The organism is Streptomyces sp. LMG1-1-1.1 (assembly GCF_040815545.1).
In the GTDB taxonomy this organism is placed as follows: Bacteria; Actinomycetota; Actinomycetes; order Streptomycetales; family Streptomycetaceae; genus Streptomyces.
The window spans coordinates 1-26,179 of record NZ_JBFPNH010000032.1 but is presented as its reverse complement, the minus strand read 5'-3'; the positions used below and the strand labels follow the sequence as shown (position 1 = coordinate 26,179).

General features: G+C 72.6%; 25 protein-coding genes and 1 pseudogene. 14 read left to right on the top strand and 12 right to left on the bottom strand.

The features are described 5' to 3' along the window. Positions 1 to 290 precede the first annotated feature (290 nt). Positions 291 to 1,109: an SDR family NAD(P)-dependent oxidoreductase gene (locus tag MRBLMG1_RS18440; RefSeq protein ID WP_367825150.1), complete on the bottom strand. Its 819-nt coding sequence runs from the start codon at positions 1,107 to 1,109 to the stop codon at positions 291 to 293. 545 nt (positions 1,110 to 1,654) lie between these two features. Here MRBLMG1_RS18440 and MRBLMG1_RS18435 point away from each other — a divergent pair. From MRBLMG1_RS18435 to MRBLMG1_RS18400, 8 genes and pseudogenes are all read left to right on the top strand, one after another. After that, positions 1,655 to 2,338 carry a HemK2/MTQ2 family protein methyltransferase gene (locus MRBLMG1_RS18435; protein WP_367825149.1) on the top strand — a complete coding sequence of 228 codons (684 nt, stop codon included), beginning with the start codon at positions 1,655 to 1,657 and terminating at the stop codon, positions 2,336 to 2,338. Further along, entirely contained in the window at positions 2,322 to 2,582 is a 261-nt protein-coding gene (locus MRBLMG1_RS18430) for a CDGSH iron-sulfur domain-containing protein (protein ID WP_367825148.1), read from the top strand. The genes MRBLMG1_RS18435 and MRBLMG1_RS18430 overlap by 17 nt, the downstream gene beginning before the upstream one ends. Then, positions 2,579 to 3,673 carry an iron-containing redox enzyme family protein gene (locus tag MRBLMG1_RS18425; protein ID WP_367825147.1) on the top strand — a complete coding sequence of 365 codons (1,095 nt, stop codon included), beginning with the start codon at positions 2,579 to 2,581 and terminating at the stop codon, positions 3,671 to 3,673. The genes MRBLMG1_RS18430 and MRBLMG1_RS18425 overlap by 4 nt, the downstream gene beginning before the upstream one ends. A 65-nt stretch (positions 3,674 to 3,738) precedes the next feature. After that, positions 3,739 to 4,822 (top strand): annotated as a pseudogene (locus MRBLMG1_RS18420) (phytoene desaturase family protein); the annotation flags it as partial. Beyond that, the gene (locus MRBLMG1_RS18415; protein WP_367825146.1) at positions 4,807 to 5,307 is read left to right on the top strand and encodes a metallophosphoesterase family protein; all 501 of its coding nucleotides are present in this window, start codon (positions 4,807 to 4,809) and stop codon (positions 5,305 to 5,307) included. The pseudogene MRBLMG1_RS18420 and the gene MRBLMG1_RS18415, both read left to right, overlap by 16 nt. 142 nt (positions 5,308 to 5,449) lie before the next feature. Next, on the top strand, positions 5,450 to 6,727 hold the full coding sequence (locus tag MRBLMG1_RS18410) for a peptide ligase PGM1-related protein (protein WP_367825145.1): 1,278 nt from the start codon (positions 5,450 to 5,452) through the stop codon (positions 6,725 to 6,727). A gap of 1,438 nt (positions 6,728 to 8,165) precedes the next feature. Beyond that, positions 8,166 to 8,639 carry a DUF5709 domain-containing protein gene (locus MRBLMG1_RS18405; protein ID WP_367825144.1) on the top strand — a complete coding sequence of 158 codons (474 nt, stop codon included), beginning with the start codon at positions 8,166 to 8,168 and terminating at the stop codon, positions 8,637 to 8,639. Positions 8,640 to 8,807: 168 nt separating this feature from the next. Beyond that, a complete protein-coding gene (locus MRBLMG1_RS18400; RefSeq protein WP_367825143.1) occupies positions 8,808 to 9,083 on the top strand; it encodes a hypothetical protein in 276 nt (91 codons plus the stop codon). A gap of 176 nt (positions 9,084 to 9,259) precedes the next feature. On the opposite strand, the gene MRBLMG1_RS18395 is transcribed toward MRBLMG1_RS18400, so the two are convergent. Next, entirely contained in the window at positions 9,260 to 9,760 is a 501-nt protein-coding gene (locus MRBLMG1_RS18395) for an RICIN domain-containing protein (protein WP_367825142.1), read from the bottom strand. A 400-nt stretch (positions 9,761 to 10,160) separates the two neighbouring features. Next, entirely contained in the window at positions 10,161 to 11,072 is a 912-nt protein-coding gene (locus MRBLMG1_RS18390; RefSeq protein WP_367825141.1) for a UbiA family prenyltransferase, read from the bottom strand. A 78-nt stretch (positions 11,073 to 11,150) separates the two neighbouring features. Here MRBLMG1_RS18390 and MRBLMG1_RS18385 point away from each other — a divergent pair, with 78 nt between their 5' ends. From MRBLMG1_RS18385 to MRBLMG1_RS18375, 3 genes are read left to right on the top strand one after another with little or no spacing between them, the layout of a single operon-like run. Continuing rightward, positions 11,151 to 12,251, top strand: coding sequence for a type III polyketide synthase (locus MRBLMG1_RS18385; protein WP_367825140.1), 1,101 nt, complete (start codon positions 11,151 to 11,153; stop codon positions 12,249 to 12,251). Positions 12,252 to 12,285: 34 nt separating this feature from the next. Then, positions 12,286 to 12,807 (top strand): isoprenylcysteine carboxyl methyltransferase family protein, encoded by a 522-nt coding sequence (locus MRBLMG1_RS18380; protein WP_414721604.1) that lies wholly within the window; start codon positions 12,286 to 12,288, stop codon positions 12,805 to 12,807. Further along, on the top strand, positions 12,804 to 13,835 hold the full coding sequence (locus MRBLMG1_RS18375) for an NAD(P)/FAD-dependent oxidoreductase (protein ID WP_367825139.1): 1,032 nt from the start codon (positions 12,804 to 12,806) through the stop codon (positions 13,833 to 13,835). The genes MRBLMG1_RS18380 and MRBLMG1_RS18375 overlap by 4 nt, the downstream gene beginning before the upstream one ends. 107 nt (positions 13,836 to 13,942) lie before the next feature. On the opposite strand, the gene MRBLMG1_RS18370 is transcribed toward MRBLMG1_RS18375, so the two are convergent. The 6 genes from MRBLMG1_RS18370 to MRBLMG1_RS18345 all read right to left on the bottom strand — a co-directional run bounded on the left by MRBLMG1_RS18370 (position 13,943) and on the right by MRBLMG1_RS18345 (position 19,298). Next, positions 13,943 to 15,355, bottom strand: coding sequence for a HAMP domain-containing sensor histidine kinase (locus MRBLMG1_RS18370; RefSeq protein WP_367825138.1), 1,413 nt, complete (start codon positions 15,353 to 15,355; stop codon positions 13,943 to 13,945). 205 nt (positions 15,356 to 15,560) lie between these two features. Further along, complete coding sequence (locus tag MRBLMG1_RS18365) at positions 15,561 to 16,139, bottom strand: hypothetical protein (protein WP_367825137.1); 579 nt, start codon at positions 16,137 to 16,139, stop codon at positions 15,561 to 15,563. Between the two features lie 166 nt (positions 16,140 to 16,305). Continuing rightward, the gene (locus MRBLMG1_RS18360; protein WP_367825136.1) at positions 16,306 to 17,088 is read right to left on the bottom strand and encodes a cytochrome c biogenesis CcdA family protein; all 783 of its coding nucleotides are present in this window, start codon (positions 17,086 to 17,088) and stop codon (positions 16,306 to 16,308) included. Then, complete coding sequence (locus tag MRBLMG1_RS18355) at positions 17,085 to 17,684, bottom strand: TlpA family protein disulfide reductase (RefSeq protein WP_367825135.1); 600 nt, start codon at positions 17,682 to 17,684, stop codon at positions 17,085 to 17,087. The genes MRBLMG1_RS18360 and MRBLMG1_RS18355 overlap by 4 nt, the downstream gene beginning before the upstream one ends. Further along, entirely contained in the window at positions 17,684 to 18,481 is a 798-nt protein-coding gene (locus MRBLMG1_RS18350) for a thioredoxin family protein (protein WP_367825134.1), read from the bottom strand. Before MRBLMG1_RS18350 ends, MRBLMG1_RS18355 begins: the two co-directional genes overlap by 1 nt. 259 nt (positions 18,482 to 18,740) lie before the next feature. Then, on the bottom strand, positions 18,741 to 19,298 hold the full coding sequence (locus tag MRBLMG1_RS18345) for a hypothetical protein (protein WP_367825133.1): 558 nt from the start codon (positions 19,296 to 19,298) through the stop codon (positions 18,741 to 18,743). A gap of 309 nt (positions 19,299 to 19,607) precedes the next feature. Here MRBLMG1_RS18345 and MRBLMG1_RS18340 point away from each other — a divergent pair, with 309 nt between their 5' ends. Then, on the top strand, positions 19,608 to 20,420 hold the full coding sequence (locus MRBLMG1_RS18340) for a CAP domain-containing protein (RefSeq protein ID WP_367825132.1): 813 nt from the start codon (positions 19,608 to 19,610) through the stop codon (positions 20,418 to 20,420). A gap of 7 nt (positions 20,421 to 20,427) precedes the next feature. Here MRBLMG1_RS18340 and MRBLMG1_RS18335 read toward each other — a convergent pair whose 3' ends face one another. Further along, the gene (locus tag MRBLMG1_RS18335) at positions 20,428 to 21,135 is read right to left on the bottom strand and encodes a response regulator transcription factor (protein WP_367825131.1); all 708 of its coding nucleotides are present in this window, start codon (positions 21,133 to 21,135) and stop codon (positions 20,428 to 20,430) included. A gap of 212 nt (positions 21,136 to 21,347) precedes the next feature. On the opposite strand from MRBLMG1_RS18335, the gene MRBLMG1_RS18330 reads away from it, so the two are divergent. Beyond that, positions 21,348 to 22,862 carry an MFS transporter gene (locus tag MRBLMG1_RS18330; protein WP_367825130.1) on the top strand — a complete coding sequence of 505 codons (1,515 nt, stop codon included), beginning with the start codon at positions 21,348 to 21,350 and terminating at the stop codon, positions 22,860 to 22,862. Between the two features lie 197 nt (positions 22,863 to 23,059). Here the strand turns inward: MRBLMG1_RS18330 and MRBLMG1_RS18325 are convergent, their stop codons facing one another. Beyond that, positions 23,060 to 24,019, bottom strand: coding sequence for an ABC transporter substrate-binding protein (locus MRBLMG1_RS18325; RefSeq protein WP_367825129.1), 960 nt, complete (start codon positions 24,017 to 24,019; stop codon positions 23,060 to 23,062). 1 nt (position 24,020) lies between these two features. Continuing rightward, a complete protein-coding gene (locus MRBLMG1_RS18320; RefSeq protein WP_367825128.1) occupies positions 24,021 to 26,015 on the bottom strand; it encodes an ABC transporter permease subunit in 1,995 nt (664 codons plus the stop codon). Here MRBLMG1_RS18320 and MRBLMG1_RS18315 point away from each other — a divergent pair. Then, positions 25,999 to 26,179: hypothetical protein (locus MRBLMG1_RS18315; RefSeq protein WP_367825127.1), on the top strand; the 181-nt coding region annotated here is incomplete at its 3' end. The genes MRBLMG1_RS18320 and MRBLMG1_RS18315 overlap by 17 nt on opposite strands.

Genomic DNA, 26,179 nt, shown 5'->3' with positions numbered 1-26,179 from the left:
AGCCCGAACGAGGGAAGCAGTACCCCGTCCGCCTCGTCGTGGAAAGAAGCCGAGTCTTCTTCGGCGAAGGGCTGACCAGCAGGTTTTCCGGCTGCTGGTCATACAGCAGTCGCCTCCGCACTGATCAGCGAAGAGGGTCGTGCGGACGGCTCCTCGGAGAGCGCCGGTCCGGAATCAGGTGGGATCTTGGTACGCATCCACCGGTTGTGCCGTGACGACCGGCCTGTCTCCAGTCACTCTGGCCGCTGATCGTGCTCGTCTCGTGCGGTCGCTTCGGCGGTGTCTGTCGGTCAGGCCCGCGGGGCGCGTGGCTCCAGCCGGAACTCGAAGCCGAGGGTGCCCGGGTCGAGTGCGGTCGCGCCGCCGTCGACGGTGAGCACCGCACCGTTCACGTACGAGGCGGCGGGCGACAGCAGCCAGGCGATGGCCTCCGCGACCTCTTGCGGCTCACCGGGCCGCCCGGCGGGCAGGACCCGGGTCACCTCGCTGTACGCCGCTTCCAGACCGTTCTCGTCCAGGCCCGCCTCGTCGGCGAACCGGTTCATTCGGCGGTCGGCCATGTCGGTGCGCACCCAGCTGGGGCACACGGTGTTGGCGCGCAACCCCGTGCCCCCGTAGTCGACCGCGAGCGAGCGGCACAGCTGGAGCAGCGCCGCTTTGGAGGTGGCGTAGGCGGCGTTCCCGACACCGTTGCGCAGCGCGGACACCGAGGCCACCGCGACCACCGCGCCGCGCGCGTCGAGCAGGTGCGGGAGCGCGGCGCGCAGCAGCAGGAACGGACCGGTGAGGTTGGTCCGCATGACCTCGTCCCAATCCTCCAGGGTCACTTCGCCCACCCCGCCGCCCCGCCCGATCCCGGCGTTGAGCACCAGACCGTCGAGCCGCCCGTACGTGCCGACCACCGTCTCGACGAGCGAAACCACCGCGGCCGGGTCCCCGATGTCCGACGGTACGGGCAGAGCACCGGTCTCCTCGGCCACCAGCCGCAGCGGCTCGGGGCGGCGCCCGGACACCGCCACCTTGTGTCCCGCCCTCGCCAATGACTGCGCGGTCGCCGCCCCGATTCCCGTCCCGCCCCCGGTCACCAGGTACACGCGCTCGTCCGCCACGTCCGCCGCCTCTCCCGTGTCGCGTCTGCCGTCCTCCGTCCCGGTGATCTTAAGCGCGCACCGCCCCGGGGGGCGGGCCGACCGGTCGCCACGGGGCATGCCTCAACCCGACGCGCCACGAGAGAATGCGCTACCGGAGGGCTGCTCCGCTTGACCGCGATCGAACGCAGCCGGGACGTTTCTTTCGGATCTCTCGCTGACCAGATGAGAAGGCGGCGAGGTGGAGTCCGGCGAGGTGGACAGTGGCGGCCTGCGGCGCACCGGCGCGCGTGACCGTCGCAGACGCCCGAGAATGGTCGGGCGGAGAAGGAACCAGCCCCCCGCCCAAACCGGGCCCCGCCCATACCGGGCCCCGCCCAAACCGGGCCCCGCCCAAACCGGGCCCCGCCCATACCGGGCCCCCCATACCGGCGGACCCGCGCGGCAACGGGTTCCGAGGCCCGGTCCTGTTGATCGTCCGAACTGCGGATGATCCGACCCGCAGCGGGCAGCCGAGTGGAGCTGTCGCCCGCGCCCGCGGGTCACATCTATCACGGAGGTATGCCGTGGCCAGTACGGCCCTCACTCTGGGCACCCTGCCCTCAGGTCTCGTCGCGCTCCCGGGCGTGTACCAACCGCAGGGGGACACCTGCCTCCTCGCGCATGTTCTCGCCCAGGAGGATGTGGGGCCCGGGACGGACGTGCTGGAGATCGGCACGGGCACGGGCGCCCTGGCCCTGCATGCCGCACGCAGGGGGGCCAGGGTCACGGCGGTCGACGTCTCCTGGCGAGCCGTGTTCACCGCACGCCTGAACGCTGCGGGCCGCAGACTGCCCTTGCGCGTCCTCCACGGCGACTTCGCAGCGCGCACCGTGGGCAGCCGCTTCGACCTGGTCCTCTCGAATCCGCCCTACGTCCCGGCCCCGGGCTCCGTGCCCTCGCGGGGGCCGGAGCGTGCCTGGGACGCCGGCCCCGACGGGCGGGGAGTGATCGACCGGATCTGCGAGCGCGCCCCGGCCCTGCTGCGCCCCGGCGGGGTGCTGCTCATGGTGCATTCAGGCATGTGCGGGGCCCCGGAAACCGTCGACCGGTTGAACGCGGCCGGGATGGCAGCGACGGTCGTGGCCCGGTCCATGGTGCCGTGGGGGCCCGTGCTGCGATCACGACGGGCCTGGTTGGAGAAGCAGGGCTTGGCCGCCGAAGCCGAGCAATGGGAAGAACTGGTGGTCATCCGTGCCCAGCACCTCTGACCGCTCCGAACGGCCGAGTCCCGACGGGGCCGCCGACCGCAGGGTGATCCTGGATGCGGCGGGCCCCGTCCTGGTGGAGGGGCCGGTCGAGGTCGTGCTCCCCGATGGCACCCTCGCCCGCTCCGACCGGTTCATGGTCGCCATCTGCACATGTCGCCGTAGCCGTACGTACCCGTGGTGTGACACCAGTCATCGCCGCCGCGAAAGGGCCGACTCGCCGCCAGGAGACAGGAACCCGTCATGACCCCGACCATTCCGAGCACGATGACGGCCACGACGGGGCCCCGCCTGGCGGAGGGACGCGGCGAACTGTCCCGTGCCGTGGTCCAGGCCCTGCGGTCCGGTGGCCCGCCCGCCTATTCGGCTGCGGTGGTACTGCGGACGGACCCGTTCGGCGAGGACCTGCATCTCGCGCTGTACTTGCTCTACGAGTTGCACTACCGGGGTTTCGACGGCGTAGACGACGAACGGGAATGGGACCCGTCTCTGCTGGGCCTTCGACGGGCGCTGGAAGCCCGTTTTCTGGACGCACTACGCGCCGCGCTGCCCGACGCCCCTCGCACCGTGGAAGAGGCCTTCGCCCCGCTTCTCGTCGAACCGCTGGACCTCTCCGGCAGCCTCAGCCGCCACTTGGAGAAGGAAGGCGAACTGTGGCAGTTGAGGGAATACGCCGCTCTGCGGTCCCTGTACCACCTCAAGGAGGCCGACCCGCATGCCTGGGTCCTTCCGCGCCTCACCGGTCGGGCCAAGGCCGCGATGGTGGCCATCGAGTACGACGAGTTCGGCGCGGGCCGCGCCGCCGGCATGCACGCCCAGCTGTTCGCGGACCTCATGCTCGACCTCGACCTCGATCCCGCATACGGCCACTACCTCGAACTGGCCCCCGCCGCCCTACTCGCCACCGTCAACGTCATGTCGCTCTTCGGGCTCCACCGCGCGTTGCGCGGCGCGCTCGTCGGCCACTTCGCCTGCCTCGAAGTCACCTCCTCACCCGGTTCCCGGCGGCTGGCCAAAGCGATGCGCCGCTGCGGGGCCGGCGCGGCCGCGGAACACTTCTACGCCGAGCACGTCGAGGCCGACGCCGTTCACGAGCAGCTGGTGCGCCACGAGGTCATAGGTGGCCTCTTGGCGGACGAGCCCACGTTGGAGGAGGACATCGCCTTCGGGTGCGCGGCCACGGTGTTCCTGGAAGATCACCTGGCCGATCACATCACCGCGGCCTGGGCAGCGGGGGAAAGTGCCCTCCTCACACCGCTGCCCCGGACGTGCCCCCCACACCCTCCCGCCTCCGTCCGACCCCGGCCCGGGGCCGGACCAGAGGGTGACCGCCCGTAGCGCGACTGAGTCTGCCCTTCAGGGCCCGGCGTCGACCGGAGTCACATGGCGCCAAGGAAGCGTGCCCGAAGGCGGCGGGCGGCGGGGGCTACGGACGGCTCATGTCGATGCTCGGACAGCAGCACGGCTTCCCCGTCCCCGCGGGCGGCGCCGGTGAGCTGACGGCCGCGCTGGTGCGGCGGCTGGAGCGCGGGGGCGGCGCGATCCGCTGCGGCACGCCGATCACCGAATTCGTCGCACGGGCCGGCCGCGCCGTCGGCGTCCGCACCGCCGCGGGCGAACGCGTGCCGCCCCGGCGTGCCGTCCTGGGCGCTGCTTCGGCACCCGTGCTGTACGGCTCCCTGGTCGGTGAGGAGCACCTGCCCAGCAGCGTCTGAGGGACCTGCGGCGCTTCCATTGGGACTCCGCCAATTCAAGGTGGAGTGGGCGCTGAATTCCGGGTGCCCTGGACGCCCCCCTGGGCGGCGACCGCGGGGACCGTGCATCTGGCCGACGGCAGGGACGGCCTGACCGTCTGCGCCGCTCGGATTGCCACGGGACTCGTACCCGAGGATTCCTTCCTCATCTTCGGTCAGGTGACCATGGCGCCGACGCTATTCGCTCTCCGGCGGGGGCCGAGTCCGCGTGGGCGTACGCGCACCTGCCGCACAGGACCAAGGGCGACGCGGGCGGGCAGGGTCTGACGGGTCGCTGCGAGGGCAGCGGGAGCGAAGCGGTGGCCGAGCGCATGGAGGAGTCGTCGAACGCCACGCCCCGGCTTCCGAGCGCGCGTCCTACGGCGGAGGGTCCTGGCTCTCCCGACCATGGAGGCGATGGACGCCAACCTGTGCGGCGGCGCCCTCCACGGCGGCACGGCCGCCCTCCACCGGCAGCTCGTCCGCCGGCCGGCCCCGGCAACGGGCGACCTGAGACACCCGTCAAGGGCTCTTCCTCGCGTCGGCGTCCGCACCCCCGGGCGGCGGTGTGTACGGCGCGCCGGGCGCCGACGCGGCCCAGGCCGCCCTGCGGCGCCACCTGCCGACGGTGCTGACCGTGCGTCGCCGACGGCTCCCGCGGTCCACGGAGCGCCCGGACTCCTGGACGGGCCGCGCCCGCGGGGGCGTCGGCAGATGCGGCGGCCTACCGTGGGACGCATGCAGCTCCTGCTGACCTCGGACACTCACCTGCCCGCCCGCGCCGCGTCCCTGCCGGAAACCCTCATGGCAGCCGTCGCCGACGCCGACGCCGTCATCCACGCCGGTGACTGGATCGACGAAGCCACGCTCGACCTGCTGGAGTCCAGGTCCCGTCGGCTGATCGGCGTGTACGGCAACAACGACGGCCCGGGACTGCGCCGCAGACTTCCGGAGGTCGCCCGCGCCGAGCTGGAAGGGCTGCGGTTCGCGGTCGTGCACGAGACGGGAGCGGCCGCAGGACGGGAGCGGCGCTGCGCCGCGCGCTTCCCCGACGTGGACGTCCTCGTGTTCGGCCACAGCCACATCCCGTGGGACACCACCGCCGGGAGTCTGCGTCTGCTGAACCCGGGATCGCCCACGGACCGCAGGCGCCAGCCCTTCTGCTCCTTCATGACGCTGACGGTGGTGGGGTCGAGGCTGTACGACGTGACGCTCCATCGGCTGCCCCCGCGGCGCTGACCGTTCCCGAACCCCTGTCTCGAGAGCCCCGGCACCGCCGCCGGACAGACCTGCCAAGGGGAAAGGTCGGCCGTCGGCCGATGGGGGCGCCGAATGCCCCGACCAGCGAGGCCGTCCGCGAGGCGGCGTGAAAGGAACAGCAGTGAACGAGCCGGATGCGGGGCCCCTGTTGCTGTTCGCCAACTTCCTGTCGGACCTGGCGGTGGACCTGGAGGAAGGCCAGGTGCTGGCGCAGTGGGCCCAGCAAGCGCCGCGCAAGGCGTGGCTGCTGCGGGCCGGCGACGCACTGGTGACCCCCGGATCACTGAGCGAGGAGTTCCGGCGGTACGTGAGCGACTTGACGGGTGTCGCCCGCGAACGGACGGCTGTCATCGAGGTGCCGCCGGCCGGCGCGGTCCCGCTGGCCCGGGCGGTTCGCGAGGCCGGGCTGATGGACCGGGTGGCCGCCCACGCGCGCCAGCCGGGAACGGCATTGCTGCCGACCGCTCCCGACGCTTCCGCCGTCGCGTTCGCGCGCGATCTCGGGCTGACCGTCCACCCGTACGCAACGGTCGACGAGGCCGCCGCCGCCCTGCCGGTGACGATGCTGCTGAACACGAAGGCCGGCTTCCGTGAAGCCGCCGCGCGACTGGGCATGCGACTGCCAGAGGGACGGGTGTGCCGCCGCCCCGAAGTCGAAGGAGCCGTACGACAGCTGCTCGAACAGCACGAGAGGGTGGTGGTCAAGCCCGACCGCTCCGCAGGAGGCCACGGCATGCGTTTCCTGTCCCGGCAGGACGTACGAGGATCGGGCCTGGCGCTCGAATCCGTCGGCGGCCCGCAGGGAACCTGGGTGGTGGAGGAATACGTGCCCGTGGCCGAGTCGGTGAGCATCCAGATGGAGAACACGCTCTCCGGGACCAAGGCCCTGTTCAGTGGCGCGATGCGGACGGAACACGGCTCCTTCACGGGATACGCGTCACCCCTGCCGCCGTCGTGTGCGCACGTGGCCGGCGAGCTGGAGGAGTGGGGGCTGAAACTCGGCCGCCACCTGGCCGACCACGGCCACCTCGGTCCATTCGGACTCGACGCACTCGTCGACACTGACGGAGTGCCGTACGCCGGCGAGACCAACGTCCGCAGGACCGCCACCACCACGCCCCACGCCATGGTCACCCGGCTCACGGCCTCGGCCGCCGTGGCCCCACCGGCATGGTCGGTGTCGAAGGGGCGCACCCGGACGGCTTTCGGCCTGGCCGATGCCCTCGACCGCCTGCGTGCCCACCGGATCGCCTTCGACCCGGAACGCGGGGAGGGGGCGGTGCTCTACGCGGGCGCCCCCCAGGACGGCCACTCATGGCGCTACGCGGTCATCGCGGCACACCCGGACGAGGTGAGCGAGTGGGAACGCAGCCTGGTAGAAGTCCTCGGGATCAAGTGACGGTACGGCCGCCGCACCCCCGGAAGCCCGAATATCGCGCCGTGCACGGGACGGTCGATGCGACCGTTCGCCGCCGCCAGAGAGCACCTTTCATGAAAGGTCGGTATCCGGGAAGGCGCCCGCTGAGCCATCCGGCTGTGTAGGCGGGTACGGGACATGGCGCAGCAGGGTGAGGAACGGTGGCCACACATGGACCGGATACAGCGCCCCGGAAACCCTCGTGGCGGGGAGTGCGCCGCCGGTGAGGCTCGCGCGACACCGTGGCAAACCCTCGAAAGGGCCCCCGATCAGATGTTCGGTCCTCTGGGGGGCCTCCGGCGACTACCAGCGGGCCGGCGGCCAAGAGCAGGCCCGGGACTGTCGGCGGGCCGCCCGCGGCTTGGACCGGGTCCGCGGCGGCCCTCGACCGTGACCTCCCCCTGACCACTGCCACCGCACCCGGCGCCGTACCCCGAGACGACGCTCTGGCCGAGCTGGCCGAGCTGGCGGAGTGGGTGCGCATCGCGTCCGTCTCCTCCGACCCGGACCGGGCACATGACGTACGCCGGTCCGCCCGCTGGCTCATGGAGGCAAGGCACCGCACCGGCTTCTCCCGCGCCGAAGTCCGGAAACAAAAGTTCTGCCCATCGTCTACGCCTCCTGGCCGGTGGCCGACCCCGGTGCACCGGTCCTACTCGTCTATAGAGCGAACGCCGCGGCCGAACTGTGCCGCCTGGTGGACCTCCTCAGCGACGCGCCGGGCCGCATCACTGTGCCCGGCTTCTAAGACTTGCCGGGCTTCTACGACACGGCGGCCGCCCCAGCCCCCGACCTGCACGCGGGCGTCGGCTCTGTCCCTGTCGACCTGACGGGCCGGGGAGGGAGACCGGGTACGTTCGGCGCCCCCGGTGAAGCGGGGTTTACGGCCCCCGAGCGCCTGGGGACCCGTCCCTCCGCCGGGGTCGCGCGCCTCGCGGCCGGTCGCACCGACGCACCCGCACACGGCCTCATTCCGGGCCGAGATCCAGGCGCTTCGACTCGGAGTCAGCGCGCTGGCCCGGCTCCTCGACCAACTCCCGACCGGCGATACGCCAACCCGATAGAAGGCGCAACAGACCCGCGGCAGAGCGCCCAGCCACGGGCCGGCCCCGACGGCGCGAGCCTTGCCGTCCACGGCAACAGCGCATGCCGCTACCACTTTCCGCCCTCGCCCCGCCCCGCCCCGGGGCGCTGCCCACGGCAGTAGGCCTTCGCTTCCAGCCCGACGGCCATGACGGTCGTCGCGACCGTCCTGTGACCGGCGTCGGCCGCATCGGTTGGGCAGCGCCAGCTTGATCCTCCCCCCGCCGGCCGGAAGGTGCGCCAGGCGAAGAAGCGGCTCCCCGCAGCTGTTTCGCCTGACCTACCGCGGGCAGCCGCTCCAGAGGGAGGGTGATCGAGACGGCGAAAGGAGCGCTTGATGAGCGAGGACCAGATGGCGGACGACGCCTATCAGCCCACGGGCACCAAGGGGGAGCAAGAGGACGCGGCGCCGCTGGACCTCCAGAACGCCGTGGACGAGCGCACCTACGACGACATGCTGGACGAGGGCTACTCGCCTCCCGAGAAGCCGTTGGGCGTTACCAAGCACGGTACGACGGCCGAGGAGCAGCATGCCGGCGAATCCCTGGACGAGAGGCTGTCCCAGGAGGTCCCCGACGTCGCGGAGCCCGAAGGGGACGGTCTGGGGGACCTGCCCGGCGGGGAGGGAGAATTGATCGACACCGAGGTGGGTACCGACCGCGCCGGGCGACTGAGGGCGCCGGACGAAGGTGCCCCTTCCGACACCACCAAGGAACTGATCGCCCGGGACGCGGGCATCGACGGAGGCGCGGCGAGCGCCGAGGAAGCGGCCGTGCACGTCGTCGAAGGCGAAGAACCGGACTCGACGTGACTCCTGGCACCGGGGGACCGACGACCCGCCTCGGCACGGGGACCACTTAGGCTTCCCGGCCCAAGCGCGAGACCATGAAGGTGACCCCTCCTGCGTGTCCGGTGCTCGCCTGGCGCCGCCGGACGGAGGATGGCCCGAGACGATCCGCCCCTGTCGCCAGGAGACCCCGTGCTGGAACGCAAAAAGTTCAAGGACCGCACCCAGATCACCTTCGTCCTGCCCGCAGAGACGCCCCCCGGCCCGGTCAGCGTGGTCGGTGACTTCAACGACTGGCGGCCCGGCACCCACACTTTGGTGCCCCGCGAAGACGGTACCCGCGCGGTCACCGTCGCCCTGCGCGGCAAGCGCGTGCACTCCTTCCGCTACCTGGCCGCAGGCGACTACTGGTTCGACGAGGACCATGCCGATAGCCACGACGGCACCAACAGCCGCGTGCACACCTGAGTCGAACGCAAACGGGCGGGCACCCGAGGAGTGCCCGCCCACCCGACTTTCCGGGCCCAAGAGCACAGGCGTGACGGTGCGTGATCAACAGCGGTTGTCACGCCGGTGGCTCACGCCGGTGGCTCACGCCGGTGGCTCACGCCGGTGGCTCACGCCGGTGGCTTACGCCGGGGAGGTTACCCCCAGCTGCCGATGTCCTCGTTCTCCACGTCCATGCAGGTGTAGAGGCGCAGTTCGTTGCCCCAGGCGTTGCCGCCCCAGCCGTTGATGCAGTTCTTCCAGGCGCTCTTGGGCTGGAGCTGGGCTCCGTTGCCGGTGTAGACGAAGTTGAAGACACGGTCGGGGTTGGACGCGCCGCAGGGGTACAGCTTGATGTGGTTGCCGATCGTGTCACCGCCCTCCCAGTTGTTCAGGCACAGGTCGGGGTTCAGGTAGCTGCGGATCTCGTAGTGGGTGGCGTCCACCTGGCGCCAGGACCACTTCTGGGCGTCGGTCCCGTTGCACCCCCACTGCTGAACCTGTGCGCCGGCGTAGGCGTTGGAGTTCGGCACGTCCCAGCACAGGTAGTTGTGCATCTCGATGTGGTAGTAGCCGGTGTCGGCGCTGGCCGGACTGGCGGTGAGGCCGGTGGCGATGAGGGCCGCGCCGGATATGGCGGCGGCTATGCGCTTGCGCATGGGTGTCTCCCCCGTGGAGTAAGTGGTGCTCGGTGAATCTGCCGCGGTCGCGGCTTGCGCGTGTGAGCGGACACTGATGGAGCGGTCCACGAAGATCATCCACGCCGGTCGTCACCTGAGCAACCGTCAAGGGACGTCGATCGTACGAGGGTTGACCGAGGCTTGGTGAGGTCACCGATCACATCGCTCACGCCGATCACGCCGATCACGCCGATCACGTCTCGCCGGCTCTCTACCGGTCGCCCCGCCGCGGTGTCCGGTCCGGGTGCGACGGCTCGATTCGCGTCGACTGCGGTCAGTCAACGGCACGCACGGGCAACGACCGGCGGTACCGATAGAGCGGCGCTGCCGGTCAGGCGGTCGGTTCAGCGCGGAGCCGCCGAGGCTGCGTTCGAGTCGGTCACGGCGCGAACTGGCCGGCGGGTGGCGCGTTTCCGGCGAGTACCAGGAGTGCGGCGTCGAGGCCGGCCATGGCCAGGATGGCGACGAAAGGCACGCGTCCGCGGAGCAGAGAGGGCGGTCCGGCCACCGCCACGGCGCAGAGCGCGAGGGTCACGCCGATCGCCCCCGCTCCGGCCAGGGACACCCGGCCCGTGGGGCCGGCTGTCAGCGTCACGCAGGAGGCCAGGGCGAGGGCGGCGGCCGACGCCATGGACCCGCGGCGGCCCAGTCGCTGCGGGAGCCCACGTACCCCGCTCGCGATGTCGTCGTCGAGGTCGGGGAGGACGTTGGCGAAGTGGGCGCCGGTTCCGAGGAGCGCTGCCGCGGCGGTCAACCACAGGGGTGGCCACGGGCTGGCCGGAAGAGTCAGCGTCAGGAACGCGGGGAGCAGCCCGAAGGCGGCGGTGTACGGCAGCCAGGAGAGGACCGTCCGTTTGAGCCACAGGTTGTACGTCCATCCGGCGGCGACGCCGCCGAGGTGCACGGTGCCCGCCAGGAGCCCGCAGCCGAGCGACAGAGAGACGCAGACCAGCAGGGCTGTGCAGGCCGCCGCGCCCACCGCGCCCGGCCGTGCGGCTCCCGTGGCCAGCGGCTTGTCCCGGCGTCCCGCGGCGCGGTCGCGCCGGAGGTCCAGTCGGTCGTTGGACCAGCCGATCGACAGCTGACCCGCGGCGACAGCCGCCACCGCCAGGGCCGCGGAGGCGAGATCCAACCCGAAGGCAGTGGCCAACAGCGCCGCGAGGACCGTCACCGTCGTCGCCGGCACCGGGTGACTCGCCTTCAGCAGACCGAGGGCGAAGGAGTGTTCCGTCGGGCCGGGGACCGCCGGGGTGGCGAGGGGGTGGGGTCCTTCGTCGGTGGTGGGGCGCATCGCACCACGCTAGGCGACGGCGCGCCCATGATCTCGGGGTTGAGGGTGTCGACGCCTCACCGTCCCTATGTTGGAGCAATGACCCGCGTCCTCGCGGTGAGTACGGCCTTCCCGCCGCACCGCTACCTGCAGCACGAGATCACCGAAGACCTCGTCTCCAGCCTGCCGCCCGGATCCGACCGGGCTCTCGTGCGCCGGCTGCACGCCGCGGCCGGTGTGGAGAGTCGTCATCTCGCGCTGCCCCTCGACCGTTACCGAGATCTCGGTACGTTCGGCGAGACCAACCGCCTCTTCGTCGAACTGGCCGTCGCGCTGGGCGCCGAGGCCGTCGAGCGGGCGCTCCACGAGGCCGGCGTACACCCCGAAGACGTCGACCTGGTCGTCTCGACGACCGTGACCGGCATCGCGACCCCCTCTCTGGAGGCCCGTCTCGCCGGACAGATCGGTCTGCGGCCCGACGTCAGGCGCACGCCCCTGTTCGGGCTCGGTTGCTCCGCGGGCGCCGCCGGCCTGGCCCGCGTCCACGACTTCCTCGACGGCCGGCCGGACAGCACCGCTCTGCTTCTCTCCACCGAACTGTGCTCGCTCACCTTGCAGCGCGCCGACACGTCGACGGCGAACCTGGTGGCGGGTGGCCTGTTCGGGGACGGAGCGGCCGCTCTCGTGGCCGTCGGGAGTGACCGTTCCGTCGGCCGTGACCTTTCCCCCGCGTCCTCACGGACGACATCACGCCCGTGCGGATCGTCCGTGCCGAGCGTCGTGGCGGCGCGCAGCCGCCTGTACCCCGGGACGGCGCACCTGTTGGGGTGGGACGTCGGTGACTGGGGCTTTCGCATGGTCCTCGGTCCGGAACTCCCCGAACTCGTCAGGTTGCAGGTGGCCGAGGAGGTCGAGTCCTTCCTCGCCGTGCACGACCTCAAACCCGGGGACGTGGGGGCGTGGATCTGCCATCCCGGCGGCCCGAAGATCCTGGACGCGCTCGCCGACGGGCTCGGTCTGCCGGACTCGGCCCTCGCGGCGAGCCGCCGCGCCCTGGCTGCCTACGGCAATCTGTCCTCCGCGTCGGTACTGCAGGTCCTGAAGGACACCCAGGCCGAAAGGCCGCCGTCCGGAACGACCGGCCTGGTGATCGGCTTGGGGCCCGGCTTCTCCTCCGAACTCGTCCTCCTGGTCTGGTGAGGCTCTCGTGACAGTGACGGTGACGCTGTACACCATGGTGGTCCTTCTGGTCGTCGCCGAACGCTTCGCGGAACTCGCCGTGGCGCGACGCAACGGGGACTGGAGCCGGGCCCGGGGCTCCCGCGAGCACGGCGCCGGGCACTACCCGGTCATGGTCGCCCTGCATGCCGCACTCCTCCTCGGCTGCCTCGTCGAGCCATGGGCGGCCGACCGGCCCTTCCTGCCGCTGCTCGGCTGGGTCGCCCTCGTCCTCACTCTGGCTGCCCAGGCCCTGCGGTGGTGGTGCATCGGAACGCTGGGGCCTCGCTGGCACACCCGGGTGCTGATCGTCCCCGACCTGCCGCTCGTCGCCTCCGGCCCGTACCGCTTCCTTCGGCACCCCAACTACGTCGCGGTCGTCGTCGAGGGCATGGCCCTGCCCCTGGTGCACACCGCCTGGCTGACAGCCCTGGGCTTCTCGCTGCTGAACGCGGCTCTGCTCACCGTCCGCATCCGCTGCGAGAACACCGCGTTGGCGCCTTCACGTGCCCTTGCCCCCGCCGGGGCCGCGTCGTGATCGACCTCCTCGTCGTCGGGGGCGGCCCGGCGGGTCTGGCCACCGCGATCCACGGAGCGCGACGAGGCTTCGACGTCATGGTCGCCGAGCCTCGGCCCGCGCCCATCGACAAAGCCTGCGGAGAGGGACTGATGCCCTCGGCGGTGCGCGCTCTGGACGCCCTCGACGTGCGGGTGCCCGGCCGACGCCTCCGGGGCATCCGCTACGTCGACGCCGAGGGCGGCCGGCGTGCCGAAGCCGCGTTCCGCACGGGGCCCGGTCTCGGTGTACGCCGGACCGTGCTGCACGAGGCACTCGCCGCCCGGGCCCTCGGGCTCGGCGTCCACGTCGTGCCGCACCGTATCCGTCAGGTGTCCCAGTCCGATGCGTACGTGACCGCCGACGGGATCGCCGCCCGCTATCTCGTGGCGGCCGACGGACTGCACTCGCCCACCCGGCGCGCGCTCGGCCTGACCGTACGGCCGGCCGCCACCCGGCGACGCACGCCCCGGTACGGACTGCGGCGCCACTACGCCGTCGAGCCGTGGACCGACCTGGTGGAGGTGCACTGGTCCGCCGACTGCGAGGCGTACGTCACTCCGCTCGGACCATGGCAGGTCGGCGTCGCCATCCTCACCTCGAGCCGACTGCCCTTCGACGAGCAGTTGACCCGCTTCCCCGCGCTGGCCGCCCGTCTGCGCACGGCCGACGGGACACCGGTCAGGGGCGCCGGGCCGCTGCGTCAGCAGGCCCGCGCTCGTACGGCCGGCCGGGTCCTGTTCGTGGGCGACGCCGCCGGGTACGTCGACGCGCTGACCGGCGAGGGCCTCACCCTCGCGCTGACGGCGGCGGACGCCCTCGTACGCTGCCTTGACGAGGGCCGTCCGCAAGCGTACGAACAGGCCTGGTGCCGTTTGTCCCGCAGCTACCGCCTCCTGACGAGGTCCCTGCTCTGGATCCGGAACCAGCCGTCCATGGCCCCCTTGATCACGCCGGCCGCCGCCCGGTTTCCCGGCCTGTTCCAGAGCACCGTGAACCTGCTGGCCTGAGCACCTGTGTCGCCGCTGCGCAGCGGCGTCCGAACCCGGGCCGCGGGTCGCACCCGTCGAACGGGTCGGTGCCGGAAGCGAGCGCAGCAGCTTCTCTCCCTGGGCCGTCAGTCGCCCGCCGCACCCGGCGACGTCCGAGCCGCGGCCGCCCTCCGACCCCTGCGGCGCGAGCGCGGACGCCCCGGCGCCGTGCCCGTCGACAGCTGGAACGTGACCGCCACGCGGGCACCGCCCAGGGGGCCGCGCGTGATGCGGACGGCGCCGCGGGCGGCGAGGGCCGCGCGACGGGCGATGTCGAGCCCGAGGCCGGTGGAGCCCGTACTCCCGCCGCGGGCGAGGGCACCGTCGGGGTCGGCGATGCCGGGGCCGCCGTCGTGAACGGTCAGTTCCACGGTGTGGGCGGTGCGGCACACGGAGACCTCCAGGGCGGTGCCCCGGGAGGTGTACCTGAAGACGTTGCCCACGAGCGCGTCCACGACGGCCGTGATGTCCGCTTCGGGGAGGCGGACGGGGGTCGTCTCGTCCGTGATCTGCAGTGTGCAGGGGCGGTCCTGCTGACCCGCGAGCACGGCCCAGAAGGCCGCGCGCCGACGGACGACGTCGGCGACCTCGCAGTGGGACCCGCCCTCCCGCGGCCCGTCGGGCGATTCCTCGCCCCGCAGGGCCCGGCCCATCGGGCCGACGGCGAGCGGGGTACGAGCCTCGGCGATGATCGCGTTGAGCTCCCGCTCCAGTTCGGCGACGGCCGTCTGGATGCGTCCGGTGTCGGCGCTCGGCGCGATCCGCTCGACCGCCAGGTGCAGGGCGGTCAGGGGGGTGCGGAGCCGGTGGGACAGGTCCGCGACCAGTTCGCGTTCGACGGCGAGCAGGTCCGTCATGCGGTCGGCCATGGTGTTGAAGGCCGTGCCCGCCTCCTTCAGTTCCGGCGGCCCCTTCGGCTGGACGCGGGTGTCGAGGTTGCCCGTGCCGAGCCGGCGTGACGCCTCGGCCAGCCGCTTCGCCGCCGTGACGACGGCGGAGCCGAGGCGGTCGGCGACCAGGACGGAGCCGCCGAGCAGGACGACCGCCAGACCGGCCATGACGCTCCACGACAGGGCGACGCCGCGGGTCAGGTCGTCGTCAGGCACGAAGTTCTCCACGACCGCGACCCGGTCCTGGGGCAGGATCACCGGCTGCAGGTAGATCCAACCGCCGGGCACGTCCCGGGAGATGGACTCGCGTTCCTCCTCGGCCCGGCCCAGCAGATCCGGCGGAGCGTGCCCCGTGCCGCCGACCGTGCTGTGGTCCGGCAGGTGGATGACCATGTGCTCGGCCGCGCGCAGCCCCGCCCCCGCCTCGCGCAGCTCGGCCGCGTCCGTGGTGAGGGCCAGGATCGGCGCCATCGCCGCCGCGCTCTGCTCGGCCGCCGTGATGCTCTGCTCGCGGGCGAGCGACATCACGAGCAGCCCCAGCGGGATCAGGAACGACAGCGCCACCATGGAGGTGACGGCCAGGGCCACCCCCGCCAGGGAGCGCCTCACCGCGGGGCCCCGGGCTCGGCGCGGCGTCTTCGGTGCCCTCGGTTCACGGGTGCGGCGCTCCAACGGGTAGCCGTGCGCCCAGCGCCACGGTGGGGGGATTCGGGTCCGGGGTCCGTGCGACGGGCCGCCGGAGGGTCTCCCGGTACGACGTCCTCCGGGAGTGGCGCATGCCGTCACCGGCCCCGTGGTCCGGGACGACGGGCCGTCAGGAGGTGCCGAACGACAGGCCGTGCTCGCCGGTGCGCAGGGACACCGCCCGGTCGGCCACCGGGATCGTACACCCCTCGGTCGAACTGCAGCTCGCATAGCCGATCAGCACTTTCGCCTCGCCCGGAGCGGTCGCCCGGATCGGCAGCGTCACCGTGACGGGGCCGTCGGGGTAGACCGGTACGGCGGCGCGCACGCCCGGCACCGTGATGCTCTTGACCGGCTTGTCCACCGTCATCTCCCCGGCGGTGGCGACCGAACCGACGGGACGGACCTCGGTCGGCCGCCCCACGCCTTCGACGCCCTCGGCGCGGAGCGTGGTGCTGTAGAGGTGGAAGCCGGCTTCGTCGGGCGTGAACGTGGCGACCAGGGTCCCCGCTTCGGACTTCCAGTCGGCCACGCTCAGCCGGACGGTGACGCCGTTCTCGTTGAACTCCGTCACGGCGACGGCGTGCGGCGGCGCGGCCTCCTGGCCGCAGCCGGTCAGCGAGATAGCGGCCAGCAGTGAAGCCGCGGCCCAGGCGAGGCGCGTGCGCGCGGCGCGGGGGAGGCGGTGGGCCGGGCGGGGAGAGGCCATGGGGTGTCTCATGTCGTCTTTCCGGGTCTTTCTCGTGTTTCGGGGAGGTGGGCCGCACGCCGGGGGCGCGACCGGCCCTCTTGGGTACGGGGGAGTGGAGCCGTCCTGCGCGCAGGGGGAGTCGAGCCCTCGCGGGCGCGTGGCGCCGGTACTCGCGTACCGCCGCTCACAGGGCCGCGGTCGTTCCCTGCAGCCGTACCTGCAACGCGTACACCAGGTCGGACCACAGGCCGGTGACCAGCAGGACGCCGACGAGGACCAGAAGTGCGCCGCCGGTCCGCATGACGGTCCCGTGGTGTTTCCTGACCCAGCGGAAGGCGCGCAGGGCCCGCTGGAAGGCGAGCGCGGTGAGCAGGAAGGGCGCGCCAAGACCCACGCAGTAGCAGACCATGAGGAGGGCGCCGCGCCCGGCGCTGGCCTCGTTCCAGGCCAGGGCCTGCACGGCGGCCAGGGTCGGCCCGATGCAGGGGGTCCAGCCCACGCCGAAGACGACGCCCAGCAGGGGCGCGCCGGCCAGGCCGAAGGAGGGCCGGCGGCTGCTGCGCAGCTCGCGCTGGGTGAAGCCGGGCAGCCAGCCCGCGAACGCGAGGCCCATGACGATGGTGAACAGGCCCAGGACCAGCGTGATGCCGTCCTGGTAGGCGAGCAGGTTGCGCCCGACGAAGCCGAACAGGGCGCCCCCGGACACCAGGACGCCGCTGAAACCCAGCACGAACAGCGCCGCTCCTGCGACCATCCGCCCGCGCCGCCCGCCGTCCGCCTCGGCGAGGTCGGACACCGACAGGCTGGTGACGTAGCTCAGGTAGCCCGGCACGAGCGGCAGGACGCATGGGGAGAGGAAGGACGCCAGGCCCGCGGCCACTGCCACCGGCACGGCGAGGAGCAGGGTGCCCGACACCGCGCCGGCGGCCGGCCCGGCGGCGAGCGCCGCCCACGTGGGGCCGGTCATGCGTCCTCCCCGGCGACCCGGTCCACGAGGGGCTCCAGGCGCGCGCGGGTGACCGGACCGGAGACGGCGACGGCGATCCGGCCCTGCCGGTCGATGACCAGCGTGGACGGGATGGCCTGCGGGTTGAGCAGCGCGGGAGGGAAGGCCAGCAGCAGCTTTCCGTCGGGATCGTGGATGCTCGGGTACCGCAGACCGTAGGTCCTCTCGAACTCCCGGGCCGGCCCGGTGGAACGGTCGCGGACGTTGACGCCCAGAAGCTCCACACCGCGCGGCGCCGCCGCACCGCGCAGCGCCTCCAGGTCGGCGGCCTCGGCGCGGCAGGGGGCGCACCAGGAGCCCCACACGTTCAGGACGACGACCTTGCCGCGGTACGAACGCAGCGCCAGGTCCCGGCCCGTGAGATCCCGGCCGGAGGTGTCGGGCGCGGAAGGGCGTTCGGCGACCGGCAGCACCGCCGCGGTCTCGACGGTGCCCGCTCCCGGCGCGCCGGCGTCCGCTCCCGCGACGGCGCCCCCGCCGCAACCGGTGGCCGCGAGGGCGAGGAGGAACAGGGCGACCGTCGCCGACGCGCCGCGTCTGTGGGTGCGGGCCGTCATCAGGCCCACTTCCGCAGGAACGCGCCGAGGCCCGTCTCGGTCAGCTCGGGGTTGCCGGTCGAGTGCGTCTCGGTCACCACCTTGCCGTTGCCGTCGAGGACGACCAGGACGGGCATCTTGTACGCGCCCTCGCCGGAGCAGTAGTCGCGCAGGAGGTCGAAGGCCGAGGAGTCCTGGCTGCCGATGTCCACCTTGACCACGTGGTACGAGGCGTCCAGGAGCGCCCCCACGCCGCTCGTGGCGAACACCCGGTCGGCGGCCTTGCAGTTGCCGCACCAGTTGGCGCCGAAGTCGATCAGCACCTTCTTGCCGTCGGCCTTGGCGGCGGCGACCGCGGCCTTGACGGCCCCACGGGCGTCCGCACCGGTCGGGTAGCCGCTGGTGAAGCCCGAGGAGCCGGAGACGGGCGCGCTCTTCTTCACGGCGGGCTTGGCCGGGGCGGGAGCGGCCGTCGTCCTGGCAGGGCGACGGGCGGCATCGGTCGTCGCCGCGGGCCGCTTGGCCAGGGGCGAGGACGCGGAAGGGCTCGGCCGGGTCGTCGGCGGGACCGACGTCGCCGCGGTGGTGGGGGACGCGGATGCCGTCGCCGCCTCCATGGGCGCCGGGGCGCCGGTTCCCTGGTCGGCGGGCGCGTCCGGGGCCGCCGCGGCCGACACGTTCTGCGCCGCGTCGTTGTTCGAGCCGCCCACTCCGCAGGCCGTGGCGACGGCGGCGGAGGCGAGCGTGAGGGAGACGGCCGAGAAGCGGACGAGGCCCTGGATGCCGGCGGTGCGTTGTTTGCGCCGGTGTGCGGCCATGACGGATCAACCCCTTGTGTCGGTGAGCTCTCCGGGGCCTGGAGGCGGCCGATGCCGGAGTGGGCGCAGGACACGGCCCGGCGTCCTGTCCGCCGGGGCCGGAGCGATCGTCCTGACCGACCGTGAGCTTAGGTGCCGAAAAGGCGTCCTGGACCGTCCTGATGCCACCCATCAGGCACGCTTAAGGAACTGCTCAGGTTCGCGACCGCAAGCCCTTCACCAGGGGTTCTCCGGCCGTCCGCGGTGCCTGCCCGAGGACTCACAACCGGGTCTCGCGCACGCTTGCCTGCGCCGTCGGCACGACGGTCGCCGTGATCTGCGAACGGTGGTCGTCGCTGGTGAAGACGACCACCAGCGTGCCGGGATCGCTCTGGCCGGTGCTCGTGCGGAAACCCGGATCGGGAACGGCCGAGACGAAGCACACGCTGTCGCGGCCGTACTGGACGGTGACCTTGCCCCCCTCGGAGGGAACCGTGTGCAGCCCGGGGCCGCCGCTGCACTTCGAGGCCGACGGCCGGGGCGTGGACGTGACGGGCGCCCGCGTGACCGAGGGCGACGGCGAGGGCGTACGCGTGGTCGGCGGCGGTGACGAGGGGGACGCGGGCGTGGTGGAGGACGCCTTCGGCGTGGTCGCGACGGACGAGGCCGGCACCCCGACGAGGACGGACGGGGAGGGGTACACCGCCTGGACCGACCGCGCGGTGGGCGGGGTCGGTCGGGTCAGGCCGATGACGAAGTACACCGTGAGCATCACCGCGGTGACGCTGGCCGCGGTGCACGACAGCCATAGGAGGAGATAGCGCAGGAGGCGTGGCACCGCATCAGTGTGGCCGACGCCCACCGCCCCACCCACCCCGCCCTCGCTCACGGAGAGGCGCACGCGTCCCGTACGGGCCGACGCGACCGGCGGCCCGACCTGGCGACCGCCCCGAGCCGGTCCCGAACCTGAGCTGTTGCTTAGGTCCTCCTGAGCGCATCCCTCAGAAGGCGTTCTCGCCGCTTCGGCACGCCTACGCTCCCGTCTCGGCGCCGGCGGACCCTCTCCGCCGCACGAAACCCGCCCGAGCCGACGCGGACCTGGGCCGGCCCCGCCACCGCACCCGTACAGCCCCTGGAGGAAACCGAGATGAGTGCCCGAGCCGCCCACGGACGTCGTGGACACCGCGCCCCGCGTCGCCCGCGCGTCACCGCCGCCGTGGCGGGCCTCAGCACCCTGGCCGTCGCCGCCGTATGCCTGGCGGGCGCCGAGCTCGCCGGCTCCGCGCACGACAAGGCCGAATCCGTCGCCCTGGACGGCGGTTCGCCCGACCCGACGCCGACCACCGGACCGCCGAACACCGCACCGCCCACCGCACCGAAGTCCCCGTCGGCCGCCCCGCACACCCTGACGACCCTCTCCACCACGCCGACGGCCCCCTCGGCCACCCCACCGTCCTCGGCCACCGCCAGGGCGACGAGACCTTCCGCGTCCCCGGGCGCGCAGAAGCCCAGGTCCGCGCCCCCGGCCACCGCGAAGCCGCCGGCCACCGAGCCCGACAGCGGTACGCGCCCGGCGGGCGGCGGCGAGGTCGAGGAGGTCGTACGCCTCGTGAACGTCGAGCGCGCAGCGGCGGGCTGCAAGGCCCTGGCGGTCGACGCGGACCTCACCGAGGCGGCTCAGGACTACACCGACGACATGGCCGCCACCGGCAACTTCTCCCACACGGGAACCGACGGCTCCCAGCCGCAGGATCGCATCGAGGCGGCCGGATACACCTGGTCACGATCCGGCGAGAACATAGCCAAGGGACAGACCGACGCGGCCGCCGTCATGGACGCCTGGATGCACAGCCCCGGCCACCGGGCCAACATCCTCAACTGTGGTTTCACCGAGATCGGCGTCGGCGTCAGTACCGACGGAGGCCCCTGGTGGACCCAGGACTTCGGCACCCCCTCCTGAGCTCTCCTCAGTGCGGCGCCACCAGCTTGATGCCCACCCCGCGCACGGTGCGCAGATAGCGCGGTGCCGAGGCCCGCTCACCGAGCTTGCGGCGCAGCGCGGACACGTGCACGTCGATCGTCTGGTCCTCGATGTAGGCCTCCCGCCAGACCTCCGCGAGCAGCCGGTGCCGGGACACCACCGTGCCGGCGTGCCGGGCGAGAAAGGCCAGCAGATCGAACTCCCGGCGCGTGAGAACCAGTTCACGCCCCGCCAGATAGGCCGAACGCCCCGGCGGATCCACGGTCAGCTCACCGACCGTCACCAGACTCGACGGATCGGCGGTCGGGGCCTGTCCGGCGACCGCGGCGGGCACCGCGGTGCGCCGCAGCACCGCCGAGAGCCGGGCCAGGAGCTGTGCCCCGGAGAACGGCTTGACGAGGTAGTCGTCGGCGCCCGCGTTCAGGAGCTTGACGATCTCACTCTCGTCGTCGCGGGCGGTCGCGACCACCACGGGCACGTTCGATATCCCGCGGATCATGCGCAGCGCGTCGCCGCCGTCGAGATCGGGCAGGCCGAGGTCCAGCACCACCGCGTCCAGCGATCCCTGCGCGACCTCGCGCAGCGCGCCGAACCCGTCGCCCGTGCTGCGCACCGCATGGCCGTGCTCCGCGAGGATCTCCATCAGCGAGGCACGGATGCTGGGGTCGTCTTCGACCACGAGTACGCAGGGCATGGCCGACACCCTACAACCGGCCGTCCGCCATCCGGACAGCCCAACCATGGCCCGATTCCGGGCGCGTGGCTCCCGGAATCGGGCACGGGTGATCCCGTGGACCGCTGCCCCGCGCGCCCCCGTACCGGAGAAGGCGTCCGGATCCCGCAGGCATGACCCCTCCGGAGCGGGGCACCCGGAGGCCGGAGGAAGGCCCCCGAAGAGAGAGAGCCATGACCGAAGACACGAGGCGGGGCACGTCCGTACCCGCAGCCACAGGAACCGTGACCACGGCCGTACCGGCCCGACTGGACCGCCTGCCCTGGTCGCGCTGGCACTGGATGATCGTGATCGGCCTCGGGACCGTCTGGATCCTGGACGGCCTCGAAGTCACCATCGTCGGCAACATCGCCGGCCGTCTCGCCGAGAGCGGCAGCGGCCTGGACATCACCGCCGCCCAGGTGACCGGAACGGCCGCCGCGCTGTACGTCGCCGGCGCCTGCTCCGGAGCACTCTTCTTCGGCTGGCTGACCGACCGCTACGGCCGCAAGAAGCTCTTCATGGTGACGCTGGCCGTCTACCTGGCAGCCACCGCCCTCACCGCCCTGTCGATGGAATCCTGGTGGTTCTTCCTCTTCCGCTTCCTGACGGGCTTCGGGATCGGCGGCGAGTACGCGGCCATCAACTCGGCGATCGACGAACTGATCCCCTCCCTCTACCGGGGCCGCGTCGACCTCATCATCAACGGCAGCTACTGGCTCGGAGCCATCGGCGGAGCCCTCCTCTCCATCGTCATGCTGGACACCGACATCTTCGCCCTCGACATGGGCTGGCGGCTCAGCTTCGCCCTCGGCGTCGTCCTCGGCCTGGTGATCCTCCTGGTCCGACGGCACGTCCCCGAGAGTCCACGCTGGCAGTTCATCCACGGACGCGGCGAGGAGGCCGAGGAACTGGTCTCCACCGTCGAGCGAGAGGTCGAGGAGGAACACGGCCGCCCGTTGCCGGAGCCCGCCGGCGAGATCACCATCCACCAGCGACGCAGCATCGGCTTCGGGCTCATCGCGAAGACCGTCTTCCGCCGCTACCCGCGCCGCGCCGTCCTCGGCCTCTCCCTCTTCATCGGCCAGGCGTTCCTCTACAACGCCATCACCTTCGGTTTCGGCACCATCCTCTCCACCTTCTTCGACGTCCCCACGGGCCGGACGGGCTACTACTTCGCCGTCATCGCCGCGGGCAACTTCCTCGGCCCGCTGTTCCTCGGCAGGCTCTTCGACACGGTCGGACGGCGCGTCATGATCTCGTCCACCTACCTCCTGTCCGGCCTCCTGCTCTTCGGCACCGCATGGCTCTTCGGCAGCGGCGTCCTCAGCGCCACCACGCTCACGGCCTGCTGGTGCGTCGTGCTGTTCTTCGCGTCCGCCGGCGCGTCCAGCGCCTACCTCACCGTCTCCGAGGTCTTCCCCATGGAGACCCGCGCCATGGCCATCGCCTTCTTCTACGCGATCGGCACCGCTGCCGGCGGCATCAGCGGCCCGCTGATCTTCGCCAAGCTCACCGAGTCCGGCATCCCGTCGCAGACCGTCCTCGCCTTCCAGATCGGCGCCGCCCTCATGTGCGCGGCCGGAATCGTGGCGGCCTTCCTCGCCGTCAAGGCGGAACGCCGCTCCCTGGAGGACATCGCCGAGCCCCTCTCGACGGCCCCCGCCGAGGTGTCAGCCACCCCCGACGCGGCTCCGCCCCGAGCCTGACGGAACCCCACGCGGACGCCGCAGCCCCGCTCTCCCGCACACGTGCCTCCCCGCCGCGGCGGGGAGGCACGCCGATGAGTGGCAACGGCCGTGCCGTACGCGGGTCTCCCCTCTCCCGCCTACTCAGGAACGGGGCACCCAGGGGGCGCAGCAGGGTGGCGCGGGCCCCGACGGCCGGCTGCTGCGTGCCGTCCGCGTCAGGACGGGAGCCACGCCCGCCAGGTGGACTCGTTGTCCTTCACCCACCGGTCGGCCGCCTCCTGCGGCGACAGCTTCTGTTCGGCGATCATCAAGGCGACGTCGTTCTGCATGTCGGTCGACCAGCGGAACCTCTTCAGGAAGGCGGCGGCGTCGCCCCCGCCCTCGGCGAAGCGGGCGTTGAGGAACTTCTGCAGGGGCGTGTGCGGGTACGCGCAGGACACCTTCTCCGGGTCGGCGTCACAGCCCTCCTCGTAGGCCGGCAGCTTCACCTCCGTCATCGGGACCTTCTCGAACAGCCACTGCGGTTTGTACCAGTAGGTCAGGAACGGCTTGTGCTCCTTGGCGAACTGCTTGATCTGGGTGATCTGTGCCGCTTCCGAGCCGGCGAACACGACCTGGTAATCGAGGCCGAGGTTGTCCACGAGCGCCTTGTCGTTCGTGACGTAGGACGGGGAGCCGTCCATCAGCTGGCCTTTGCCGCCGCTTTCCGCGGTGCGGAACGCCTCGGCGTACTTGTCCAGGTTCTTCCAGTCGGTGACGTCCGGGTGCTGCTCGGCGAAGTAGGTGGGCACGAACCAGCCGATGTGACCGGTCACCCCGAGATCGCCGCCCCGCTCGATCGTCCCCTTGCCGTCGATGTACCGCTTCTCCTGGTCCGGGTGGCCCCAGTCCTCCAGGATGGCGTCGACCCGGCCCTGGCTGAGCGCGTCCCAGGCCGGCACCTCGTCGATCTGGACGGTGTCGACCCGGTAGCCGAGTTCGTGCTCCAACAGGTACTGGGCGACGGCGACGTTGGCCTGCGCGCCCACCCACGACTGCACGGACAGCGTCACCGTGCGGGAGTCGTCGGCGGCGGCGTACGGGGAGGCCTGGCGGGTCATGTCCGCTGCGCCGCAGCCGGTGAGTGCCGTCAGCGCGACGGCGGTCGCGAGAGCGGCGAGACGTGTGCGAGCCATCTCAGGCCCCCTTTCCTGTGAGCTCACGGCGTTCCGTCGGCTGGGTCACCCGGTCCAGCGCCAGACCGAGGCAGACGATCGCCGCACCGGCGACCAGACCGGTCGCCAGGTCGCCCCGGGCGAGACCGAAGACCGCGTCGTAGCCGAGTGCGCCGCCGCCTACGAGGCCGCCGATGACGACCACGGCCAGGACGAGCACGACCCCCTGGTTCACGGCGAGCAGCAGCGCGGGCCGGGCCAGCGGCAGCTGGACCTGGAAGAGCTGCTGACGCCCGGTCGCTCCGAGCGACCGGGCGGACTCCAGGGCCGCCGGGTCCACGGCACGTACGCCTTGGGCCGTGATCCGCACCACCGCGGGCAGCGCGTAGACCACGGCGGCCGCGGCCGCCGGGGCACGGCCCACTCCGAACAGGGCGACCACGGGGATCAGGTACACGAACTGCGGCAGCGTCTGGAAGACGTCGAGCATCGGACGGAGTACGCGTCCCAGCCGGGTGCCACGGGCCGCGGCGACCCCGAGGGCGACGCCGAGCACCAGGGTCACGGCGACGGCCGCCAGGACCTGGGACAGCGTGTCGAGCGCCGGATCCCAGACCCCGAGCACGCCGATCACGCCCATCGCGAGGACGGCGGTCGCCGCGGTGCGCCAGGTACCGATGAGCAGGGCGAGCGCGCCGACGCCCAGGAGGACCGCCCACCAGGGCAGCCACTGAAGCCCGTCCCGCAGCGGGTTGAGGACGCCGGTGGTGAACCGCCCCGCCCAGTCCGCGGTGCCCCCGATGACGGGCACGCCGGAGTAGAGGTGTGCGGTCATCCAGTCCACGGCCCGGTTGACGGGCTCGGCGACGGCCACCGTCCACGCGGCCGGCCAGGACAGGCGGCCGGACAGGCGGCCGGTGAGCGCGACGGCGGCGGTCGCCACGAGGACGACGGCCCAGCCGAACCCGGCGCGGGGGACCGGCGGCGCACCGATCCGCGCTCCCGCCGCGGCGGTGACGCGGTCCAGGACGACGGCGAGCAGCACGACCGGCACCCCGGCGGTGAGCGCGGCACCGACGTCGACCGAGGCCAGCGCCTGGTACACGCGGTCACCGAGGCCGCCCGCGCCGATGACGGACGCGATCACGGCCATGCCGAGGGCCATCATGATCGACTGGTTGACACCGAGCATCAGCTCCTTGCGGGCCAGGGGCAGCCGCGCGGTCAGCAGCCGCTGCCTCGCGGTGGCGCCGAGGGACGCAACCGCCTCCATGACACCGGCGTCCGCGCCGCGCAGTCCGAGCGCGGTGAGCCGGGCCATGGGCGGGGCGGCATACACGACGGTCGCCAGGACGGCCGCCGGCACGCCGATGCCGAAGACCAGGACGACGGGCAGCAGGTATGCGAAGGCCGGCAGCACCTGCATGGTGTCGAGCACCGGTCGCAGGATCCGGTGCATCCGGTCCGACAGGCCCGCGGCGAGTCCGAGGAGACCACCGAGCAGCACCGACGCGGCGACGGCCACCACCATCAGCGCGAGGGTCTGCATGGTGGGCACCCACATGCCGAGAAGTCCGCACACGGCGAAGGCGGCGACGGAGGCCAGCGCGAGCCGGACACCGGCGACACGCCAGGCCACCAGGCCGGCGGCCGCGATGACGCCGCCCCACCCGGCGGCCAGCAGCGCCAGGTACACCGCGCGGACCGACACGACCACCAGGTTGCTCACGTGGCCGAGGAAGTAGAGGAACAGCGGGTGGCTGTCGCGGTGGTCGATGATCCAATCGCTGCCGCGCCCGAGCGGCGCCGACACGTCGACGGTCAGCGCTCCCGGCCAGCTGCCGCCGCCCAGGAGGACGGCGCCGAGGAGCAGGCCGAGGGCCGTGCCGACGCCGACCAGGCGGCCGCGGTGCCGCGCGAGCGCGCGCAGCGGGCCGGGCCGTGTGTCACGGGTCGCGGCGCCGGCGGCGTCGGCGGCCGTCCGGCCGGAAGGAGCGGGGGTGACGGTCACGGTCATCGCACCCACCGCCCCGGGCCTGCACGAGCCGCGGCTTCACGAGTCGCCGAGCGTCGAACGGCGCCTCTGTGTTGGGGCGTTCGAGCGCGCAGGCGACGCCGAGACGTCGGCCTCCCTGGTGCGCGCCAGCCGCCCGCCGTCCGGAATGCCGCCCCGTCCTCAAC

Coding starts and splice junctions, on each gene's coding strand:
- MRBLMG1_RS18360 (WP_367825136.1), bottom strand. CDS start 17,088: ATGACCGGCCCCACGTGGGCGGCGCTCGCCGCCGGGCCGGCCGCCGGC.
- MRBLMG1_RS18325 (WP_367825129.1), bottom strand. CDS start 24,019: ATGGCTCGCACACGTCTCGCCGCTCTCGCGACCGCCGTCGCGCTGACG.
- MRBLMG1_RS18340 (WP_367825132.1), top strand. CDS start 19,608: ATGAGTGCCCGAGCCGCCCACGGACGTCGTGGACACCGCGCCCCGCGT.
- MRBLMG1_RS18380 (WP_414721604.1), top strand. CDS start 12,286: ATGGTGGTCCTTCTGGTCGTCGCCGAACGCTTCGCGGAACTCGCCGTG.
- MRBLMG1_RS18350 (WP_367825134.1), bottom strand. CDS start 18,481: ATGGCCGCACACCGGCGCAAACAACGCACCGCCGGCATCCAGGGCCTC.
- MRBLMG1_RS18425 (WP_367825147.1), top strand. CDS start 2,579: ATGACCCCGACCATTCCGAGCACGATGACGGCCACGACGGGGCCCCGC.
- MRBLMG1_RS18365 (WP_367825137.1), bottom strand. CDS start 16,139: ATGGCCTCTCCCCGCCCGGCCCACCGCCTCCCCCGCGCCGCGCGCACG.
- MRBLMG1_RS18405 (WP_367825144.1), top strand. CDS start 8,166: ATGAGCGAGGACCAGATGGCGGACGACGCCTATCAGCCCACGGGCACC.
- MRBLMG1_RS18385 (WP_367825140.1), top strand. CDS start 11,151: ATGACCCGCGTCCTCGCGGTGAGTACGGCCTTCCCGCCGCACCGCTAC.
- MRBLMG1_RS18335 (WP_367825131.1), bottom strand. CDS start 21,135: ATGCCCTGCGTACTCGTGGTCGAAGACGACCCCAGCATCCGTGCCTCG.
- MRBLMG1_RS18395 (WP_367825142.1), bottom strand. CDS start 9,760: ATGCGCAAGCGCATAGCCGCCGCCATATCCGGCGCGGCCCTCATCGCC.
- MRBLMG1_RS18390 (WP_367825141.1), bottom strand. CDS start 11,072: ATGCGCCCCACCACCGACGAAGGACCCCACCCCCTCGCCACCCCGGCG.
- MRBLMG1_RS18330 (WP_367825130.1), top strand. CDS start 21,348: ATGACCGAAGACACGAGGCGGGGCACGTCCGTACCCGCAGCCACAGGA.
- MRBLMG1_RS18415 (WP_367825146.1), top strand. CDS start 4,807: ATGCAGCTCCTGCTGACCTCGGACACTCACCTGCCCGCCCGCGCCGCG.
- MRBLMG1_RS18320 (WP_367825128.1), bottom strand. CDS start 26,015: ATGACCGTGACCGTCACCCCCGCTCCTTCCGGCCGGACGGCCGCCGAC.
- MRBLMG1_RS18355 (WP_367825135.1), bottom strand. CDS start 17,684: ATGACGGCCCGCACCCACAGACGCGGCGCGTCGGCGACGGTCGCCCTG.